17 protein-coding genes are annotated in these 19,937 nt (G+C 65.6%); 5 read left to right on the top strand and 12 right to left on the bottom strand.

What is annotated here, in order from left to right; genetic code table 11:
- Window positions 1–148: 148 nt before the first annotated feature.
- Together metH and MAAFP003_RS16070 are read left to right on the top strand one after the other, a co-directional pair.
- Window positions 149–3,925, top strand: coding sequence for a methionine synthase (gene metH / locus MAAFP003_RS16075; RefSeq protein ID WP_096288462.1), 3,777 nt, complete (start codon window positions 149–151; stop codon window positions 3,923–3,925).
- A 34-nt stretch (window positions 3,926–3,959) separates the two neighbouring features.
- Window positions 3,960–4,241, top strand: a complete 282-nt coding sequence (locus MAAFP003_RS16070) for a hypothetical protein (RefSeq protein ID WP_096288459.1) — start codon at window positions 3,960–3,962, stop codon at window positions 4,239–4,241.
- Between the two features lie 13 nt (window positions 4,242–4,254).
- Here MAAFP003_RS16070 and malQ read toward each other — a convergent pair whose 3' ends face one another.
- The 12 genes from malQ to MAAFP003_RS16010 form a co-directional block, all read right to left on the bottom strand.
- A complete protein-coding gene (gene malQ / locus MAAFP003_RS16065; RefSeq protein WP_096291200.1) occupies window positions 4,255–6,219 on the bottom strand; it encodes a 4-alpha-glucanotransferase in 1,965 nt (654 codons plus the stop codon).
- 37 nt (window positions 6,220–6,256) lie between these two features.
- Window positions 6,257–7,183: a class I SAM-dependent methyltransferase gene (locus MAAFP003_RS16060; protein ID WP_096288457.1), complete on the bottom strand. Its 927-nt coding sequence runs from the start codon at window positions 7,181–7,183 to the stop codon at window positions 6,257–6,259.
- A 72-nt stretch (window positions 7,184–7,255) separates the two neighbouring features.
- On the bottom strand, window positions 7,256–8,023 hold the full coding sequence (locus MAAFP003_RS16055) for a mannan-binding family protein (RefSeq protein WP_096291199.1): 768 nt from the start codon (window positions 8,021–8,023) through the stop codon (window positions 7,256–7,258).
- 16 nt (window positions 8,024–8,039) lie between these two features.
- Entirely contained in the window at window positions 8,040–8,747 is a 708-nt protein-coding gene (locus tag MAAFP003_RS16050) for a tetratricopeptide repeat protein (protein ID WP_423790903.1), read from the bottom strand.
- A 32-nt stretch (window positions 8,748–8,779) separates the two neighbouring features.
- On the bottom strand, window positions 8,780–10,030 hold the full coding sequence (locus MAAFP003_RS16045) for an MlaD family protein (protein ID WP_096288455.1): 1,251 nt from the start codon (window positions 10,028–10,030) through the stop codon (window positions 8,780–8,782).
- Window positions 10,027–11,235: an MlaD family protein gene (locus MAAFP003_RS16040; RefSeq protein WP_096288453.1), complete on the bottom strand. Its 1,209-nt coding sequence runs from the start codon at window positions 11,233–11,235 to the stop codon at window positions 10,027–10,029. Before MAAFP003_RS16040 ends, MAAFP003_RS16045 begins: the two co-directional genes overlap by 4 nt.
- On the bottom strand, window positions 11,232–12,350 hold the full coding sequence (locus MAAFP003_RS16035) for an MCE family protein (RefSeq protein WP_096288451.1): 1,119 nt from the start codon (window positions 12,348–12,350) through the stop codon (window positions 11,232–11,234). Before MAAFP003_RS16035 ends, MAAFP003_RS16040 begins: the two co-directional genes overlap by 4 nt.
- Window positions 12,350–13,330, bottom strand: a complete 981-nt coding sequence (locus tag MAAFP003_RS16030) for an MlaD family protein (protein ID WP_207768573.1) — start codon at window positions 13,328–13,330, stop codon at window positions 12,350–12,352. Before MAAFP003_RS16030 ends, MAAFP003_RS16035 begins: the two co-directional genes overlap by 1 nt.
- A 67-nt stretch (window positions 13,331–13,397) precedes the next feature.
- Entirely contained in the window at window positions 13,398–14,453 is a 1,056-nt protein-coding gene (locus tag MAAFP003_RS16025) for an MCE family protein (protein WP_096288449.1), read from the bottom strand.
- Entirely contained in the window at window positions 14,450–16,018 is a 1,569-nt protein-coding gene (locus MAAFP003_RS16020; RefSeq protein WP_096288447.1) for an MlaD family protein, read from the bottom strand. Before MAAFP003_RS16020 ends, MAAFP003_RS16025 begins: the two co-directional genes overlap by 4 nt.
- Window positions 16,019–16,022: 4 nt before the next feature.
- Window positions 16,023–16,886 (bottom strand): ABC transporter permease, encoded by an 864-nt coding sequence (locus MAAFP003_RS16015; protein WP_096288445.1) that lies wholly within the window; start codon window positions 16,884–16,886, stop codon window positions 16,023–16,025.
- Window position 16,887: 1 nt separating this feature from the next.
- A complete protein-coding gene (locus MAAFP003_RS16010) occupies window positions 16,888–17,727 on the bottom strand; it encodes an MlaE family ABC transporter permease (protein ID WP_096288442.1) in 840 nt (279 codons plus the stop codon).
- Between the two features lie 270 nt (window positions 17,728–17,997).
- Here MAAFP003_RS16010 and MAAFP003_RS16005 point away from each other — a divergent pair, with 270 nt between their 5' ends.
- The 3 genes from MAAFP003_RS16005 (at window position 17,998) to hisG (ending at window position 19,833) form a co-directional block, all read left to right on the top strand.
- Window positions 17,998–18,597, top strand: coding sequence for a TetR family transcriptional regulator (locus MAAFP003_RS16005; RefSeq protein WP_096288439.1), 600 nt, complete (start codon window positions 17,998–18,000; stop codon window positions 18,595–18,597).
- Between the two features lie 94 nt (window positions 18,598–18,691).
- Window positions 18,692–18,973, top strand: coding sequence for a phosphoribosyl-ATP diphosphatase (locus MAAFP003_RS16000; RefSeq protein WP_090603224.1), 282 nt, complete (start codon window positions 18,692–18,694; stop codon window positions 18,971–18,973).
- A 2-nt stretch (window positions 18,974–18,975) separates the two neighbouring features.
- A complete protein-coding gene (gene hisG, locus MAAFP003_RS15995; RefSeq protein ID WP_096288436.1) occupies window positions 18,976–19,833 on the top strand; it encodes an ATP phosphoribosyltransferase in 858 nt (285 codons plus the stop codon).
- Window positions 19,834–19,937: the final 104 nt, after the last annotated feature.

The following is a 19,937-nucleotide window of genomic DNA, read 5'->3' as shown; positions in this document are numbered from 1 at the left end:
GATCCGCGAGCACCGAGTGGGTCTGATCGAGCTGGGCGTCCAGACGTCGGGGGAGGACGTAGACTTTTCTGGTCGAGAGGCGTTGCAACGGTTTGCCGGTTCCTGCCGGTAGCCGCCACGCTCGGCAGAGTCAAGGACGCCTTCCGCTATGGAAGGAACGTACGTGAGCGCCTCCGAATCGAGCACGGTGTCGAAAACCTTCGCGCCGAACATCCGCCCCGACTGCACCGACGAACTGACGACGGCGCTGCGCCAGCGGATCATGGTGATCGACGGCGCGATGGGCACGGCGATCCAGCGCGACCGCCCGGACGAGGCCGGCTACCGCGGCGACCGCTTCACCGAATGGCCGACCGCCCTTCAGGGCAACAACGACCTGCTCACCCTGACGCAGCCGCAGATCATCGAGGGGATCCACCGCGAATACCTCGAGGCCGGCGCCGACATCCTCGAGACCAACACCTTCAACGCGAACGCGATCTCGCTCTCCGACTACGACATGGCCGACCTGGCCTACGAGCTGAATTACGCCGGCGCCGCCCTGGCCCGTAAGGCCGCCGACGAGTACAGCACCCCGGACAAGCCGCGCTACGTCGCCGGCGCCATCGGACCGACGACCCGGACCGCGTCGATCTCGCCGGACGTCAACGACCCCGGCGCCCGCAACGTCTCCTACGACCAGCTGGTCGCGGCTTACCTCGAGGCTGTCAACGGCCTGGTCGACGGCGGTGCCGACCTGCTGATCATCGAGACGATCTTCGACTCGCTGAACGCCAAGGCGGCGGTGTTCGCCGTCGAGACGCTGTTCGAGGAGCGCGGCCGCCGCTGGCCGTTGATCATCTCGGGCACCATCACCGACGCATCCGGGCGGACGTTGTCCGGTCAGGTCACCGAGGCGTTCTGGAACGCGATCAGGCACGCGAAGCCGATCGCGGTGGGCCTCAACTGCGCACTGGGTGCACCGGAGATGAGGCCCTACATCGCCGAGGTGTCGCGGATCGCGGACACCTTCGTGTCCTGCTACCCGAATGCCGGTCTGCCCAACGCCTTTGGCGAGTACGACGAGTCCCCGGAGCGGCAGGCCTCCTACATCGCCGACTTCGCCGAGGCCGGCCTGGTCAACCTGGTCGGCGGCTGCTGCGGAACGGCGCCGCCGCACATCGCCGAAATCGCCAAGGTCGTCGAGGGCAAAGCGCCGCGCGAGTTGCCGGAGATCCCGGTGGCCACCCGGCTCTCGGGGCTGGAGCCGCTCAACATCACCGACGACTCCCTGTTCGTCAACATCGGTGAGCGCACCAACATCACCGGGTCGGCGCGATTCCGCAACCTGATCAAGGCCGAGGACTACGACACCGCGCTGTCGGTCGCCCTGCAGCAGGTCGAGGTCGGCGCGCAGGTCATCGACATCAACATGGACGAGGGCATGATCGACGGCGTCGCCGCGATGGACCGGTTCACCAAGTTGATCGCGGCCGAGCCCGACATCAGCCGCGTCCCGGTGATGATCGACTCCTCCAAGTGGGAGGTCATCGAGGCGGGCCTGAAGAACGTGCAGGGCAAGCCGATCGTCAACTCGATCTCCATGAAGGAGGGCGAGGAGAAGTTCATCCGCGAAGCACGGCTGTGCCGCAAGTATGGTGCCGCGGTCGTCGTGATGGCCTTCGACGAGCAGGGGCAGGCCGACAACCTGGAGCGCCGCAAGGAGATCTGCGGGCGTGCCTACCGGATCCTGACCGAGGAGGTCGGCTTCCCGCCCGAGGACATCATCTTCGACCCGAACTGCTTCGCGCTGGCCACCGGTATCGAAGAGCACGCGACCTACGGCATCGACTTCATCGAGGCCTGCGCGTGGATCAAGGAGAACCTGCCCGGGGTGCACATCTCCGGCGGTATCTCGAACGTGTCGTTCTCGTTCCGGGGCAACAACCCCGTCCGCGAGGCGATCCACGCGGTGTTCCTGTTCCACGCGATCAAGGCCGGCCTGGACATGGGCATCGTCAACGCCGGTGCGCTGGTGCCCTACGACTCCATCGACCCCGAGCTGCGCGAGCGCATCGAGGACGTGGTGCTGAACCGACGCGAGGACGCGGCCGAGCGGCTTCTCGAGATTGCCGAGCGGTTCAACAGCACGGAGAAGTCCGACGAAGCGGCGGTGGCCGAGTGGCGCAACTTGCCGGTCCGCGAGCGGATCACCCACGCGCTGGTCAAGGGCATCGACGCCCACGTCGACGAGGACACCGAGGAACTGCGGGCCGAGATCGCCGCCGCGGGTGGCCGCCCGATCGAGGTGATCGAGGGCCCGCTGATGGACGGCATGAACGTCGTCGGCGACCTGTTCGGCTCGGGCAAGATGTTCCTGCCCCAGGTGGTGAAGTCGGCCCGGGTGATGAAGAAGGCCGTGGCGTACCTGCTGCCGTTCATCGAGGAGGAGAAGGTCACCTCCGGCGCGGCCGCCGGTAAGGATACCAACGGCACGATCATCATGGCGACCGTAAAGGGCGACGTCCACGACATCGGCAAGAACATCGTCGGAGTTGTCCTGCAGTGCAACAACTTCGAAGTGATCGACCTCGGTGTCATGGTGCCCGCCGAGAAGATCCTGGCCGCGGCGAAGGAGCACGAGGCCGACATCATCGGGTTGTCCGGGCTGATCACCCCGTCGTTGGACGAGATGGTCAACTTCGCCGTCGAGATGGAACGCGAGGGGCTGGAAATTCCGCTGCTGATCGGGGGCGCGACCACCTCGCGCGCCCACACGGCCGTGAAGGTGTCGCCGCGTCGCAGCGGTCCGGTGGTCTGGGTCAAGGACGCGTCGCGCTCGGTGCCGGTCGCCGCGGCGTTGCTCGACGACAAGCAGCGTCCGGCCCTGCTGGAGGCCACCGAGAAGGACTACGCGGCCCTTCGCGAGCGGCACTCGCAGAAGAACGAGCGGCCGATGCTGACGCTGGAGAAAGCCCGCGCGAACCGGACGCCGATCGAGTGGGACGGCTACACGCCGCCGGTGCCCGCGATCGGTGCGGGAATACGAGAATTTCAGGACTACGACCTTGCCGAGTTGCGCGAATACATCGACTGGCAGCCGTTTTTCAACGCCTGGGAGATGAAGGGCCGGTTCCCCGACATCCTCAACAACCCGACCTCGGGCGAGGCCGCCCGCAAGCTGTACGACGAAGCCCAGGAGATGCTCGACACCCTGATCAAGGAGAAGTGGCTGACGGCCAATGGCGTGATCGGGTTCTTCCCGGCCAACGCGGTGGGTGACGACATCGAGATCTACACCGACGAGACCCGTACCGAGGTGCTGACCACGTTGCACAACCTGCGCCAGCAGGGCGAGCACCGCGACGGCATTCCGAACCGGTCGCTCAGTGATTACATCGCCCCCAAAGATACGGGTCACCGGGACTACGTCGGTGCCTTTGCCGTCACCGCGGGGCTGGGCAGCGGTGACAAGATCGCGGAGTTCAAGGCGGCCAACGACGACTACAGCGCGATCCTGCTGGAGTCGCTCGCCGACCGGCTGGCCGAGGCGTTCGCCGAACGGATGCACCAGCGGGTCCGCAAGGAGTTCTGGGGATTCCAGCCGGACGAGCAGCTGGACAACGAGGCCCTGATCGGCGAGAAATACCGGGGAATCCGTCCGGCACCTGGCTACCCGGCTTGCCCGGAGCACACCGAGAAGGTGACGCTCTTCCAACTGATGGACGTCACTCAGCGGTCTGGCATCGAGCTGACCGAGTCGATGGCGATGTGGCCGGGTGCCGCCGTCAGCGGCTGGTATTTCTCGCATCCGCAGTCGCAGTACTTCGTGATCGGCCGGATGGCTCAGGACCAGGTCGCCGACTATGCCAAGCGCAAGGGCTGGACCCTGGCCGAAGCCGAGCGCTGGCTCGGCCCCAACCTCGGCTACAACCCGGAGGACTGAGCCTTAAACTCGATAGGCATCTGGGAGGGATGTCATGGTTGAGCGAGAGCGCAATCGCATTGCGGATATAGCGGTTGAGGCCGTCGGCGTGACGGTGCTGCATGTCCGGCGCATCGTCGGGGCGCTGCACACCGCGGTGGGCCGGGCCAAGCGCGAAATCGGCGATTTGGCGTGGGATTACCACGAATTGGCGGCAAGCGTGCGCTGGTCCACCCACCGCAGCAGGACGGCCGCGGACGATCATGACCAGCGCGTGCACGACGAGCACATCGCGGATGTCATTTCGATCGACCTGCGCCGCCGCCAGGCCAACTGACGAACTACCCGGGTCAGCTTTCGGCGGCGGCCTGGAAGACGGTGGCGATCTCGGACACTCGTGGATCGACACGCAGCTGCTCGAGCGTCTGCGGCAGGGGCAGCCGCCAATTCGGATATTCGTCGATGGTGCCAGGCAAGTTGGGCTGCCGCGGTTCGGCGATGATGTCGTACGGCGAGATCAGCTTCAACCGGCTCGGGGTCGCCGCCAAGAAGCGATGCATCGCCGAGATGATCGCGGCTTCGTCCGGATCGGCCGGCAATAGCCCGTGGGCACGCAACAATGCCAGCCACTCGGCTTTTTCCTTGTCGGCCGTGGCTTGTTCGGCCGGTATGTCGTTGAGCAGATCGAGTTCGGCGCGCACGCGCACATGTTCACCACGCAAAAAACCCGCCGCGGTGGGTAAGTCGTGCGTGGAGAGGCTGGCGGCCACCCGCGTTGGCCAGTCCGATGCGGCCAGTAGCGGTTGTTCGGGCTTTGATTCGTCGCGGGTAAACCAGGACACGGCAGAACCCAGCATGCCGTTTTCGCCGAGTGCCTCGGTGACTTCCGGTTCGACGGTGCCCAGGTCCTCGCCGACGACGGTCGCGCCCGCCCGGTGTGCCTCGAGAGCAAGGACCGCGAGCATGACATCGGCGTCGTAATGCACATAGGTGCCTCGATCGGGGGTGTCGCCGGGAGGAATCCACCACAGCCGCCACAAGCCGGCGACGTGATCGATCCGTAAGCCGTCGGCGTGAACGACTATCGCGCGCAACATGTCTCGCAACGCGGTGTATCCGGTGGCGGCGAGCCGGTCCGGACGCCATGGCGGTAATCCCCAATCCTGGCCGCGTGGGGTGAAGTTGTCCGGCGGTGCACCGACGTGCACCCCGGCCGCCAGCATGTCTGCCAGCGCCCACGCGTCAGCCCCGTCCGAATCGACCCCCACCGGCAGGTCGTGCAGAACGCCGAGCGCCATACCGGCATTGCGCGCGGTATCGCGCACCGCGCGGAGTTGCTCCGCGCAACGCTGCTGAACCCACGCGTGGAAGGCGATTCGGTGCGCCAGTTCGCTGCGGGCCGCAATCACGGCCGGTCCGTTGACATCTCGTAGAGGTTGAGGCCATTGCGGCCAGCGGCCGCCGTGGCGCTCGGCCAACGCGCAGTAGGTGGCCCAATCGCGTAGCCCCGTGGACGACCCCGGTTCGTCCAGCGGGCTGGGCCGGCCCTCGGCCCGCCACAACAATTCCAGCGCGGAGCGCTTGGCCGCCCACACGAGATCGTGGTCGACGCGCTCGGTATCGGGCGCGACGCGCAGCGCATCGACTTCCGCGCGCATCGCGGGGTCGGCCCGACGGTAAGCGTCGAGGTCCTCGATGTGCAGCGCCAGCGGATTGGCGAATCGTCTGCTGGACGGCGTGTAGGGCGAGGGCTGCACGGGGTGCGTCGGCCCGGGCGCATTCAGCGGGTTGAGTAAGACCGCGCCCGCGCCGTGTTCGGCCGCGGTCCACTCGATGAACTCGCGCAGGTCCGCCAAATCGCCGATGCCCCACGATCGTCCGGAACGCAGCCCGTAGAGCTGCAGCATCCATCCCCAGGTGGCCGGTGTCTGCGGCACCCGGGGCGGGGCTGCCACCAGGGTGACTTCCTGGCCGTCACGCGTGTGCAGCCGATACCACCCCGGTGATAGATCGGCCGGCAGTTCCTCGCGCAGGGTGGTCTCGGCCCCATCCTCGCCGACCAATCCCACCGCACCGGGGAACGGCCGGCTGCGGCCGTCCACCCGTACGGCGATCGTGGGTGCCAGGGCTCCCTCCCGCTCGGCCAGCTTGTCCAGCTCGCGCAGGCGGGCGGGTTCGGTCGCGGCCTCCACCTCTAGCAGGGAAAGCACCTTGACCACGACGTCGGCGTCGACCTCTACCGGCTCACGCCGTTCATTGCGGTAAAAGGTCGCCACCCCATGGGCTTTGGCGAGTCGGCGTAGATCGTCGGGCAGCGAGGACACCACCGAGGTGTACCCGCGTCAGCCCGGCTTACACGGACTCCGTCGCCTCGGTGTCCGCGCCCAGCTCCGCCGACAGGTAACCGGAGGATCCACCGAACGACGCCAGCTCGTCTTGCGGAAGCTGGAAACCCTGGGCGGAGAAGGCCTGCTCGGTCGTGGTGATGTCGACCCGCCAACCGCGCTCGCTGAGGTACTCGCCGGCGGCGTTGCGATCACCGGTGTAGAACAACTCGGCCAGATTGATCTTCGAGCCGATGCGCCGCGACCTCTCGGTGAGCTTGTCTGCCCAATCCGCGGGAATGTTGCGGAAATCCATGTGCTCACAGGCGATTCGGCTGCTCGGGGCCGACAGTGCGGCGACGTTGTCGAACAAGCGGTCCTGCGCCTCCGGTGGCAGATAGACGAGTAGGCCTTCGGCGCTCCACGCGGTCGGCTTGGAGGGATCGAATCCGGCGTCGACGAGCGCGCCGGGCCAGTCCTCGCGCAAGTCGATCGCGACCGTGCGACGTTGCGCGGGCGGCTGTGCACCGAGGTCGGCCAGCGTGCGGGTCTTGAAATCGATCACCCCGGGCTGGTCGATTTCGTAGACCACCGTGTCGGCCGGCCACGGCAGCCGGTAGGCCCGGGTGTCCAGACCGGACGCCAGAATCACCGCCTGCCGCACGCCGGCACCGGCGGCTTGCAGGAAGAAGTCGTCGAAGAACCGGGTGCGCACGGTGATCTGCTCGATCACAGCCTTTCGGTTCATCACCGGATCGTTGGTGTCGCCGAGCTCACCGTCGATCAGCTTGATGAAGGTGTCGCTGCCCACCGCGCGCACCAGGGGATCGGCCCAGGGGTCGTCGAGCAGCGCATCCGGTCCCTGCGACGCCATCGCGCGTTGCGTCGCGACTGCCGTCGCGGTCGCGCCGACGCTGGAGGCCAGATCCCAGGTGTCATTCTCGGTGCGCGCCATGGGCATTCCCTTCCTGGTTCCGCGTTAGTTAGGTGACTTAACCACTGCCACTGTACGCGGCGAGGCCGCCGACTAGATGCGCAGGACCGGGGCCAGCGCCGCCAGGGGGATGTGGGCCTGGACGGTGCCGCCGTCCATGTACCACTGCGGCAGCCCCGGCGAGAAGTTGATCGGCTCGTCGTGGCCGACGGGATAGTCCGGCATGTAGAGGATCAACTCGTCGGGAGTCAGTGCCCACGCCTTGTACGCCCCGGAGTAGACCTTGTCGGGAGTCCAGCGATCGACGATGAACGGGTAGGTCCCGGGGTCGTGCGGGGGCGGTGCTTGATTGAGCGCGGTTTCGATGAAGGGCTGCGCCAGCGGTGGGATCGCGGTCAGCGGATTCGACGTCGTCACATCGGACAGCTGCAACCGCCGGCCGCTGGCCATGTCGAACGTGAAGGTGCGGTAGGCATTGTTCGGCTTGGGCCCGTCGGCGTGGTAGTCCTCGTGGAACACCGCGCTCAGCAGGTTGCCGTGCCGGAAGATTTCGTAGTTCTCCTCGCCATAGCTGTCGGCGGCCATGTGCGCGTTGGCATTGCGCCAGTTGTTGACCAGGGTGTGCAGATAGTCGCGCACCACACCACTGGTGGCGGGGTTGTCGATCAGCTCACCGGGCAGCGCGACCTTGATGTCACGGACGGCATTGCGTTCCGAGGTCACCGTGGTGTGGCAGTACTGGCCGTCCCAGTCGCCGCCGAGCTCACCGCAGAACGACGGGGCGGAGGCCCGCGCGGTGGCCGCATCGGGAATCGCCGTCGCGGCGAGCAACAGGAGTGCGGCGCTCAGTCTCTTACGCATGGCCTGGCTCATCGGCTCAGAGGAGCTGGACTTTGCTGGCCCGCCAGCGGCCGTCGACCTTCTCCATCGTCATCTTGATCCGGCTGCGGTCGATGCGTGGATCGGGCGACTGCGAATTGGCCACGGTCTGGTCGATAAAGACCAGCACCACAACCTTGTTCGTGGATGCGGACTGAATCGCCGAATCCACCACCACGCCGTGCGCGCTTGCCTTGTTGTCGATCAGCAGCTGCCGAAGTTGCACGCTGGATTGGGTGTACATGTCTTTGAACTCGCCGGTCGCGCCATCGAGCACCTGCCGAAAATTCTCGTCGACCTTGTTGGAGTCGATGCTCGTGAGCACCTGTGCGTAGGCGATCGCGGCCTGTTGAGCCTGCTGGCCGGCCTCCTTCACCTGATGCTCTTGCCACAGCTTCCAGCCCAGCAGGCCGCTAACCGCAAGCGAGGCAACGAGTAACAGGGGCAACGCGCTGCGGCGCAGGTAGCGCCCCCAGGGCCGATCGCGCAGCCGGGTCTTGTCGGCTTTGTCCTTGTTGGCCTGGCGCCCGAACGGAATGTCCTCGTCGTCCTCGTCGGCCACTTCGGCGTCCTTGACGCCCTCGTCTATGCCGTCGGTGCCCTCGGCGTCATCGTCTTTGACGTCGGTGCCCTCGACGTCTTCGGGTTCTGAGCTTGGCGCTTCGGGCATTTCGGCCTCGGCAACTTTCTCGGATGTAGCGGTCACAGTCAACTCCTCCGTCAGAGTTTAGGTCGGTCTCAGTGGGGCGGTTCGATCGGCAGCGGGGGTCCGCCGTACGGCGTCGGAATCGTGAAGCGGCCGTTGGGTGTTGGGTCGGTTCTGCGGCCCAGGTCCGCTCCCGGCGGCGGACCGGCGGTGTCGTCGCCGCCCGGGCGCGGCGCGTTCTTGGCCCCGCGGATCGACACGGCGGGGTCGGTGTCGCGGCAATAGGTGTACATGAACGGCTCGTAGTAGTCCGCGGCCGAAGGCGGGTGCGCGGGCGTCCCGTAATCACACACATAACGGGGATAGAGGTCGGCGATTGCCCAGACTCCCTGGTCGTGGAAGGAGCTCGACACCGCGTCCAGCACCGAGCCACGGTAGTCGGGGAACAGCGCGTTGAGCGCCGGCACCCGCTGATAGAGCAATTGCGACATGGTGGCCATGCTGCCCAGCAGCTGCACCATCGTCTCGGAATTGTCCGAGAACAATTTGTCGACCGCCGACAGCGTCTGCGGTGTCTGCGCGGTCAGCCGCCGGTAGCCGGCTTGCATGCGCGCAACCCCGGACAACGTGCGGTTGAGTTCGGTTGCGGTGGAGGCTAATCCGGCGTTCTTATCACTCGCCAGGGTGAGCACCACCCGGCTGGTCTTGATGATGCTGGTCGTCTGGGGCAGCACCGAGTCGAGCGTCGACAACAAGAACGTGCCGCCGTCGACGATGGCGGCCAGCTTCGCCGGGCCCTGGCTGCTCAGGCTCAGTTCCTTCTTGATCAGCTCGACCTTGCGGGGGTCGACCTGGGCCAGCATCCCGTCGGCGTCGCCGAGCAACTGCGCCAGGCTGACCGGAACACTGGTGTGGGCCGGCGCGATCAGGCTGCCGTCGTGGAGGTACGGCCCGGCGTCGGATTCGGCTTGGAAGTCGATGTACTGCTCGCCGGCCGGCGAGAGCGCCGACACGCGCGCGACGCTGCTGGCCGGAATCCGCACCTTCGAGGAGATGCTGGCGATCGCGTTGACTCCACTGTCGGTGATCTGCAACGACTCGACGCGACCAATCCGCACGCCGCGCAACGCCACATCCTGATTGGGCAGCAGGCCACCGGATTCGGGTAGCTGCACGGTGACTCGATAGGACGACGCCAGCGGTGCTACCCGCAATGCCCCGATCAGCAGGTAAGCGGTTCCGACCACCAGGGTGAGCACCAGTCCGGCCACCGACAGCCAGACCTGCTGGCGGTGAGCCGCCCGCACCACCCGGACCACGACGTTGGCCGCCGCGGCGATCATGGCCGCGGTCCCGGCGCCGGCGACAAAGGACCGGGGGCGATGTCGATTTGGCCCGGGACGTTCGGGTCGGGCACGACGGGAACCTGCGGGGAGTTCGGGCCGCGCCCGACCACGCGTTCTTGCAGGCGCCAGAGGGTGTATTTCAGGGTGCCGACGAGAAGGTTCATGTTGTAGTGGTGCGGCCCGTGCAGCCCGATGTCGCCGGGATATCCGATGTCGGGCAACGATCCGAGGATCAGCTTGTCGACGCCCACGTGCACCGAAATCGCGCTTCCCGACGTCGATTTGACCAAGGGGGGAATCAGCCGGTTGATCGCGTAAAAGCTGGTATCCGGGCTTACCGCAACGTCGTTGGCGGCCCCGGCGATCGTGTTGAGGTCGCGGATCATGCTGCGCCCGCTGGTGTCGGTTCCCCCGATCGACGGGAACCTGGCCAGCAACCGGGAGGTGTTGCCCACCTGCACCGCCAGATCCGACAGCTGGGTGGTGTTGTCGGCCAGGGCCGAGGTGGCGGGCCGGGCCGCGGTCATCAAGTCGGTGACGGTGGCGTCTTTGGCATCGAGTTCGTCTGCCAGACGTGATAATTCGGTCAGCGCGCCCGAGATCTGGCCCGATCTGCCGTCGAGCGTTGCGACCAGTTGGTTGGACTTGCGGATCAGCTCACCGAACGCCTGGCCCTGATCACCGGTGGCCTTCCCGAAACCGTTGATGATGTTGGTGAAATTGCGCACCGCTCCGCCGTTGACGAGGATCGCCGCCGAGCTCAGCACCGATTCGACGGTCGCCGCCGCGGCCGTCGAATCCAGGCCGATGGTGTCGCCGTCGTGCAGCATCGGATCGTCGACGGGATCGTCGGCGGGGGGCTTCAGCGCGACGAACACGTCGCCCAGCGGTGTGGCGGTGCGCAATTCGGCGGTACTACCGCGGGCCAGCCGCACCCCGTTTCTGATCCGCAGCGTGGTGACCGCGGTGTAGTCACGTGCGACCATCGCTTCGACCTGCCCGACGTCGGCGCCGGCGAGCTTCACCTTGGCGTTCATCGGAAGGTTGAGTGCATTGGAGAACACCGCGGTCAAGCTGTATCCGCCCGAACCCAGCCCCGGAGCCGGAAGAGGCAGGCTGGCAAGACCATTCGTGCCGCATCCGGAGGCGATCAGCACCGTGGCCGCGATGGCCAGTGCGACGCGGGCGCGGGCGGTGATCATTTCTGCCCCATCGCGGCCATGCCGTCCAGCACGTAGGTCAACCCGAAATCCGGCCCGAAGTCCTGGATTGTTCCGGTGCTGCATCCGAGTTGCCGCAGGCCCATCAGGTTGCAGATCTCTTTGGTGTATTGGCTGTCGAAGACCAATCGGTCGGTGAGGAAACGGGCGCGCACGGCACCGTTGGCGCGGTCGATCATGTTGTAGGCGTTGTCGGCCAGCATCGGTGCCACATCGAGGAGCTCGGCGAGGTCGCGCCGCTGATTGGTCACCATCGTCAGCATTTTGTTGCCGCTGGACAGAGATTTCTTGATGGCGTCCCGGTTGGTGTCGAGCAGCTCACCGGCCCGTTGCACCAGCTGGTCGAATCTCCGTCCGGTACTGCCGCCGCCGATGTCCTCGTCGGCCATGATCTGGCTGACTTGGTGGATGGTGGAGGCGAATTCGCGCAGCTTGCCGTCGTTGGCGGCAACCGCGTCGAACAGCGCGCTGATGTTCTTGACGATTGTGGTGATCTGCTCGCGGGTCGCCGCACCGCCGTCGCTGGACAGGCGCAGCGCCCGGGACAGCTCGTCGAGCGCCGATTTGATCTGCCCGCCGTTGCCTTCGACAACCTTGGTTCCGTTGTTGAGTACGTCGGCGACGGGGCCACCGCCGTGGCCGTCGCCCTCGAGCGACTTGGTGACCTTATCGAGAACGCTGAGCACGCGGCTGAATTCGACGGGCGTCTTGGTTCGGGTCAGGCCGATGGTGTCGTGGTTCTGCAGCACCGGACCGCCGCGATAGGGCGGCGTCAGCTCGATCTGCCGGTCGGTGAGGATCGAGGTGGACACCGTGACGGCTTGGGCGGTAGCGGGTACCTTGACGTGGCGATCGACGGTGAATTCGACTTCGACATAGCCGCCCTTGGCGTTGATTCTGGTGATCTTGCCCACCGGCATTCCCAATACGGCGACCACGTTGCCCTCGTAAAGGCCTGAGGCGCTGTCGAATTGGGCCGTTACCGTGATGGTGTCCTGATCAGGTGCCAGGTACCACCAGCCGACCCCGGCGGCGGTGGCCACCACCACCAGGGCGGCGACGATGGCCACCGCCCTGGACCGGATCTTCGAGGCCATCACTTGCAGTCCTTGAAGTATTGGATCATCCCGAACTGTTTAGCGCGGCCGCTGATGGCGCACATCCACGAGTCGACGAGCGGGACGTTGTTGGCGTTGAAATTCAGCGCGTTGCCCTCGCCGGTGAGGTTGGCCGCCTCCCGGAAGAAGATTGGGCTGATTTGCAGCAGGTTGCTCATCAGGTCGTCGTGTTGCGCCATCATCGCGGTGAAGTCGCGCATGTCCGCGATCAGCGAGTCAAGACCGGACCGGTCGTTGACCATGATCTGGCTCATGGTGTCGACGAGGTTGGTCAGCGATTGCATCATCGCGTGGAAAACGGCTCGCCGCGCGACGAATTGGCCCAGCAGGTCCTGTCCCTGGTTGATCAGGTTGCCGAGGCCGGCCTGCTGGCGCCGCAATGTGTTGGTCACCCGTTCGGTGCTCCCCAGCAGCTGACCGAGTTGGTCGCGTCGCACAGCGATGATGGACGACAGCGAGTGAATGTTCGTCATCGCCTGTGGCACCACCGCGGGCAAGCCCTCGAGTTGCTTGCCCAGCACCGCGAGCGATTGCGCGAACCGGTCGGGGTCGACCTGCTCGAATGTCGTGGTGGCATCCTGCAATGCGGATTGCAAGTCGTAGGGAACCTCGGTGTGCGCCAGGTCAAAGGTTCCGCGGGGCAGTGCGGCCGAGCCGTTGGGCTGCACCGAGAGATAACGCGATCCCAGAATCGTGGTGACCTTGATCGTGGCTCGAGAATCCTTGCCCAGCACGATGTTGTCGCGAATCTTCAGCCCCGCCTCGACGTGATCGCCGTCGAGTTCCATGCTGGTCACTTCGCCGACCGGGATGCCCGCGACCACGATCGGGTTGCCGGGCCGCAGCGAGGCGGCCTGCAGAAACTCGGCGGTGTAGTGCCGGTAACCGGCACCGAGCGCGTGGACCGCCAGCATGCCCCCGATCACGACCGCCACCACCGTGACGGCGATAAACCCCATCCAGGTGGTGTTGTAGCTTTCCAGCGGACGCTTCCTGATCCTCGAAAGCCGAAGCCGGACAGACGTATCAGCCACCGGCGGTGCTCCTGCATCTGGGTGTGTGCCACGTCTTGTTTCCCGGGGTGGCGGCGGCGACGATGATCGGCACGACGTCGTTCAGGCCGGGAAAGAAGCCCATGAAGTTGACGTCGCACACATAGGCGTTGCCGTAGGCGCCCTGGTTACCCACTCGGACAAGCCCTTTGAGGAGCAGCGGGATGTTGTCGCCGAAAAAGGCCACCTGAGGCTCGACATCCATCAGGTGCCTGGCCACCCCGGGTTTGCGGTCGATGAATTCACGCAGCGCGGGGTAGACGTCGTTGGCCGACGTCGAGAGCCGGCCCATCACCCGGGACAGGGAACCCAGCGAGGCCACCAGCTCGGGACGCCGGCGGTCGAGTTGGTCGACCACGTCGCGGGTTTGGGTGATGACGCCGTCGAAATTGTCGTTCTGCCGCGCCAGGTTGCCGACCACCTTGTTGAGGTTGGTGATCACGTCGCCGAGGGCCTGGTCTCGTCCGGCGAATGTCTGTGTGAGCGTTGACGTCTGGCTGATCAGCGTGGTCAGTGACGAGGTGTCGCCCTGCAGCGACGCGATGATTCCCTTGGTGAGGTTGTCGGCGTCCTGCGGGTTCAGCAGACTGAACAGCGGCTCGTAACCGTTGAGCAGCGCGGTGACGTCAAAGGATGGTTCGGTGCGTTCCAGCGGCAGCACACTGCCCGGCGGCAGCAGGCCTCGACTGCCCTGGGGCCCCAACGACAGCCCGAGGTAACGTTGTCCGACGATGTTTTGGTACGTCACCGACGCGACGGTGTTGCCGTACAGGTGCTGAGCGGTTTGCACCACGAAAGCGACTCTCGCGAGTTTTCCGTCGAGTTCGACGCTTTCCACCCGGCCCACCCGCACTCCGGCCATCCGGACATCGTCGCCTTCGCGCAGCCCGTAGACATCGGTGAACAGTGCCGAATACTTGGTCGTGTCGCCGGCGACGTCACGTCGCAGGCTCACGTACACCAGCCAGGTCAGCGTCAGCGCGACGACCATGAACAGCGTCAGACCGATCAGCGGCGCACGAAATCTCATCTCGCTGCTCCGGACTTCAAAGAGACCGTGGATCCGCGGGCCACGGGTCCCAGCAGTAGCTCGGTGGCCGGCGTGGCGGTCTGGCCGGTGATCACGCTGAGCATATTCCGCTCGTATTGGCTGCCGACGGGTCCGACGTTGCCTCCGAAGGACGATTGCGGTATCCACGGTGCTTTCGGCGCCACCGGCGGAACCCACGGTGCGTTCGGCGACGGAGTTGCCGGAGCACCGGGTGCCGGGTTATCGGGGTTGGCGCTGCCGGGTACCGGCGGCGACGGTGTAATCCCAGGGGCCAGTGGGGGATTGGGGTCGGTCAGGTCGGGATTCGGGTTGATCAACGGTGGTCCGACGGCGACGAGGTTTCCGTTGGGCCCGATGACGGTTCCCGGCGGCGGCGCCAGATCCTTGGGCGGCTGATAGTTCTGCGGCAGCAGCACTTCCGGCAGGTCGGGGCGCACCGGGATCAGCGGTGCGGTAAAGCAGCTGGGCCCCTTCAGGTCTCCGTAATGTGGACAGTCCGCGCGGGTGTAGGTGGAGCTAGGAGTAAAGGTCAGCATCGCGCGCATATTGCCGACGTCTTGGCCCGGCACCCAGACTTCCTCCATGAACCTGTTGGCGAGGTTGTCCAACTTGGTGACCGCGGGCACGAAGTTGTTCGACTTCATCGCCAACACACCCAGCACCGGGGTGAAATCGCTGGTGATGTGGATGAGCTGGTCGATGTGATGGTCGAAGGACTGATGCACGGTGGCGACGGTGTCTTCGGCGCCGGAGAGCAGCGCGGTCAACTGCCCCCGCGTCTCGGCGAAGGTTTGCATCGGTTCGACGGCCTGGTGCAAGGCGTCGAGCAGATCGGGTGCGGTGGCCTGCAGCCCACGAGCCGCGTCAACCAGCGCGGACACGGTCGACGGCCCGGTGTCGGTGCTGACGATCGAATTCAGTTGGTCGAGAAGGCGATTCAGCTGCGCCCCGGCGTTCAGCAACGGAACGCGGCGGTGGTCGGTGGCCGCTCCCAGCGCGGCCAGGATCCCGATGGATCTGTCGTCGCGGCCACGGCCGGCGGCGGCGAGCAGGTCGCGCAACTTGCTGACGGTGGTCTGGAACAGCACGGTCGGAAGCCGGGTGTCTTCGGGGATGTGCGCGCCGGGGCGGATCGCCCCGCCCGGGCCCTGCTGTCTCGCCGAGCCCACCAGCTGCACCGACGACACCGCGAAAACGTTGCTGGGCACCACGCGAGCGGTGACCCCGGCCGGAATCGACTTGGCGTACTCGGTTTTGAGATCGATGTGGACGTAGTTGGGTTTTCCGTTGGACGCCGGGATCACATCATCGACCGTCCCGACGAGCACGCCGTGATACTTGACGTCGGACTTCTGCGGCAGCCCGTCGCCGACGTTGACCAGATCGGCGACCACCCGGACATAGTCGTTGAGCCGGCCGGTGGACTTGAGCAGCATCGCGACGGTGAGCAGCGCCGCGACCACTACCACCACGGTGCCGGTGAGAAGCAACTGCCGGTCCGAGGGCCCGCGGCCGTCCAGCTCAAAGGAATTCGGCTTACCCATCTGGCTAACCACCGAACCTTGCGCCGGCGTCTACCCCCCACAACGCCATGGTGAGCAGCATGTTCACCATGATCACGACGGTGATGCTGGCCCGCATTCCGTGCCCGGCGGCCACCCCGACGCCCTCCGGCCCGCCGGTCGCGTAATAGCCGTAGTAGCACTGAATGGTGGACGCGATCCAGACGAAGATCACGGCCTTGATCAAGGAGTAGACGATGTCCTGGCCGGCCAGCATCAGCGTGAAGTAATGCAGGTAGGAGCCCGTCGAGCCACCGCTGCTGATCCCCACCACCAGCTGGGTGGTCAGATAGCCGATCGCCAGGCACGCCACATACAGCGGGACGATGGCCGCGACCGAGGCGATCAGTCGCGTCGTCACCAGATACGGAATCGGGCGGATCGCAATGGATTCCAGCGCATCGATCTCCTCGGCGATCCGCATCGACCCCAACTGGGCGGTGAAGCGGCAACCACCCTGCATGGCGAACGCCAGCGACGCCATCAGCGGTGCCAGCTCGCGGGTGTTGACCAACGACGAGACGAAGCCGGTGGCCGGCCCGAGGCCCAGCAGGTCCAGGAAGTTGTAACCCTCGATGCCGACCAGCGCGCCCACGGTCATGCCGAGAACGACGGCCACACCGGCGGTTCCGCCACCCACCACGATTGAGCCGTTGCCCCAGGTGATGTTCGACAGCAGCCGCAGGAACTCGCCGCGGTACTGGCGCAACGCGAGCGGCACCGCGACCAGCGCCCGGATGAAAAAGACCAGCAAATGGCCCAGCCGGATAATCGGCACCGTGCCCCGGCGATACAGCCGCAGCATCGGGACGGTGATGGGGGCCAACGGCAGGTAGGGGGCGGCCGCCATGTCAGAGCCCCGTCCTGGGCACCAACATGATGTAGAGCTGGCTGATCGCGACGTTGACGATCATCAGCAGCAGGATCGCTTCGACGACAGCGGCATTGACCGAGTTCGCGACGCCCGTTGGGCCACCGACGGTGGACAGGCCCTTCTGCGCCGACACAACGGCGACGATCGCACCGAAAATGACCGCTTTCACCAACGCCAAAACCATGTCGTCGGTGGTCGCGAACGACGCGAAGGTCGACACGAAGCTGCCGGGCGCGCCGTTCTGGAAATACACGTTGAACATGTAGCTCGCGAAAAATCCGACGAAGCACACCACACCGGTGAGCGCGACGCCGATCATGATGGCCGCGGCAAAGCGGGGCACCACCAGGCGGCGGATCACCGATACGCCCATCACCTCCATCGCGTCGGTTTCCTCCCGCATGGTTCGTGACCCCAGATCGGCGGTGATCGCCGAGCCGACGGCCGAGGCCATCAACACGGCGGCGACCAACGACGCGCCCTGCCGGATGACGGCCAGACCGCTGGCCGCGCCGGCCAGCGAGGTGGCGCCCACCTGGCCGGCGAGCAGGGCGAATTGAATGGACAGGGTGACGCTGATCGGCAGTGACACCAGAATCGTCGGCAATACCGCGGTGCCCGCCATGAACGCACCCTGTCGAACAAACTCCTGCCACTGAAATCGGCCCGTCAACAGGTCGAAAAAGAAGTACTGAATGGTGCGCACACCAAGGACGAACTGTTCGCCCACCGTCGTCAGCGAGGCAATCGGGTGACGTTTGACGTAGCCGACAGACCAGTTCTGGATGGCGATGACGCCGTCTTCCCGGGTCGTCATCGCGCGACTATTTGTCGTATGTCTAGCAAACTCACGGCACCCGTCATCGCGAACCAGTTACGTCCTGACCGCCGAGCGGAGGGTTCGGAGCTCGTGAAGCCTAACTTTACAAAAATAGCCTTATCAGGTTCCGTAACTTCGCAGCTCATAGGCGTGTGCTGAGTCACATTAGCCTACTTGATAGGGACTTTCAATAGTGTAGAGTCACTCATCTGGATCGCCGCTGAGCGACTCCATGGGCTGAAACGTCGGACTGGCGAAGGTGAACGCATGCCCTCAGCAAACACCGGCTCGTTGCGAGACCGTCGCCGTGCTGAGCTAGTTTCGCAGATCCAGCAGACCGCCCAGCGGCTTTTCGCAGAACGTGGTTTCGACGCGGTGACCACCGAGGACATCGCCGCGGCGGCCGGCGTATCGATCAGCACCTATTTCCGGTACGCGCCCACCAAGGAGAGCCTGCTGGTCGGTCCCGTCCGGGAGGCCAGCGCGGAGATCGTCGAGTCCTACAGCGCCAGACCATCGGACGAGTCACCGGTCGAGGCGTTGATCCGGCTGTTCGTCGCGCGTGCGCAAGAGGTGATCGAAGTCCAGACGCTGGACACCTGGCGCCAGGCCGTCGCCACCGCCCCGCACCTGTTGAGCCAATCGGTGCTGGTCACCGAAACCGAACATCGCGAATTCATCGCGCAGGTGGCTTCCCGCATGGGCGTCGACGCAGCGTCAGACATCCGGCCCGCACTGTTGGTGCACACCAGTTTGGCCACGGCCAAATTCGTCATCGATCGCTGGCTCACCGAACCCGTCGACGGACCGGAGTTTCACGTTCAGCTCGAAAAGGCGCTGCGCATGACGCTCGCCGGGTTCGACTAGCGGGTTGCCCGCACTGCGAAACAACCTGTGCAACTTCGGGATTCCGGTAGGCAACGTCACCAGGAGAAACCGAGGTGACTTTGCTCGCTGCCTCGTGAAACAATCGCTGGCCGTGAAGACATTCGAGGACCTGTTCGCCGAACTCGGCGACCGTGCCCGCACCCGACCGGCCGGCAGTGCCACGGTCGCCGCGCTCGACGGCGGGATCCATGGGCTGGGCAAGAAGATCCTGGAGGAGGCCGGCGAGGTGTGGCTGGCCGCCGAGCATGAATCCAACGACGCATTGGCCGAGGAGATCAGTCAGTTGCTGTACTGGGCTCAGGTGCTGATGATCGCGCGCGGACTGTCCCTCGACGACGTTTATCGGAAGCTATGAGCATGCTGCGAGTCGCCGTGCCGAACAAGGGCACGCTCAGTGAGCCGGCCAGTGAGATCCTCTCGGAGGCCGGCTACCGGCGGCGCACCGATTCCAAAGACCTCACCGTCATCGACCGCGCCAACCATGTCGAGTTCTTCTTCCTGCGGCCCAAAGACATTGCCATCTACGTCGGTTCGGGACAGCTCGACTTCGGCATCACCGGGCGCGACCTGGTGCTCGACTCGGACGCGCCGGTGACCGAATGCCTGGCACTGGGTTTCGGTTCGTCCAGCTTCCGCTATGCGGGGCCGGCCGGTTTCGACTGGACGACGGCCGACCTGGCCGGCAAGAGGATCGCCACCGCATACCCGAATCTGGTACGAAAAGATCTGGCGGACAAGGGAATTGAAGCGACGGTCATCAGACTTGACGGCGCCGTGGAGATTTCGGTGCAGCTCGGCGTGGCCGACGCGATCGCCGACGTGGTCGGATCCGGCCGCACCCTGAGCCTGCACGATCTGGTGGCCTTCGGTGAGCCGCTGTGTGATTCGGAGGCGGTGCTGATCGAGCGCGCCACCGGGGACCGCGACGGAGCGCAGCGGGCGGCACGCGATCAGCTGGTCGCGCGGATTCAGGGTGTGGTGTTCGGGCAGCAGTATTTGATGCTCGACTACGACTGCCCGCGCTCGGTGCTGGATCAAGCCACGTCGATCACGCCGGGCCTGGAGTCGCCGACCATCGCCCCGCTCGCCGACCCGGACTGGGTCGCGATCCGCGCGCTGGTGCCGCGTCGGGGTGTCAACGAGATCATGGACGAGCTCGCGTCCATCGGCGCCAAAGCGATCCTGGCGTCCGATATCAGGTTCTGCCGATTCTGATCTCACCAGCTCGGCCCCGGCTGTGTTAGCGTCCGGCTAGGGGTAGGGGCCCGAACGGCCGCCGCCCGCTCTTTTGGTTGCCGCGCTGTTCATCCCCCAGGAGG

The sequence above is a fragment of the Mycobacterium ahvazicum genome, assembly GCF_900176255.2.
Classification (GTDB): domain Bacteria; phylum Actinomycetota; class Actinomycetes; order Mycobacteriales; family Mycobacteriaceae; genus Mycobacterium; species Mycobacterium ahvazicum.
Note: the sequence above shows the minus strand (reverse complement) of the source record. Positions and strands in the feature narration are given on the sequence as shown.

Coding starts and splice junctions, on each gene's coding strand:
- metH (WP_096288462.1), top strand. CDS start 149: ATGGAAGGAACGTACGTGAGCGCCTCCGAATCGAGCACGGTGTCGAAA.
- MAAFP003_RS16070 (WP_096288459.1), top strand. CDS start 3,960: ATGGTTGAGCGAGAGCGCAATCGCATTGCGGATATAGCGGTTGAGGCC.
- MAAFP003_RS16060 (WP_096288457.1), bottom strand. CDS start 7,183: ATGGCGCGCACCGAGAATGACACCTGGGATCTGGCCTCCAGCGTCGGC.
- MAAFP003_RS16055 (WP_096291199.1), bottom strand. CDS start 8,023: ATGCGTAAGAGACTGAGCGCCGCACTCCTGTTGCTCGCCGCGACGGCG.
- MAAFP003_RS16045 (WP_096288455.1), bottom strand. CDS start 10,030: ATGATCGCCGCGGCGGCCAACGTCGTGGTCCGGGTGGTGCGGGCGGCT.
- MAAFP003_RS16040 (WP_096288453.1), bottom strand. CDS start 11,235: ATGATCACCGCCCGCGCCCGCGTCGCACTGGCCATCGCGGCCACGGTG.
- MAAFP003_RS16035 (WP_096288451.1), bottom strand. CDS start 12,350: ATGGCCTCGAAGATCCGGTCCAGGGCGGTGGCCATCGTCGCCGCCCTG.
- MAAFP003_RS16030 (WP_207768573.1), bottom strand. CDS start 13,330: ATGGGGTTTATCGCCGTCACGGTGGTGGCGGTCGTGATCGGGGGCATG.
- MAAFP003_RS16025 (WP_096288449.1), bottom strand. CDS start 14,453: ATGAGATTTCGTGCGCCGCTGATCGGTCTGACGCTGTTCATGGTCGTC.
- MAAFP003_RS16020 (WP_096288447.1), bottom strand. CDS start 16,018: ATGGGTAAGCCGAATTCCTTTGAGCTGGACGGCCGCGGGCCCTCGGAC.
- MAAFP003_RS16015 (WP_096288445.1), bottom strand. CDS start 16,886: ATGGCGGCCGCCCCCTACCTGCCGTTGGCCCCCATCACCGTCCCGATG.
- MAAFP003_RS16010 (WP_096288442.1), bottom strand. CDS start 17,727: ATGACGACCCGGGAAGACGGCGTCATCGCCATCCAGAACTGGTCTGTC.
- MAAFP003_RS16005 (WP_096288439.1), top strand. CDS start 17,998: ATGCCCTCAGCAAACACCGGCTCGTTGCGAGACCGTCGCCGTGCTGAG.
- hisG (WP_096288436.1), top strand. CDS start 18,976: ATGCTGCGAGTCGCCGTGCCGAACAAGGGCACGCTCAGTGAGCCGGCC.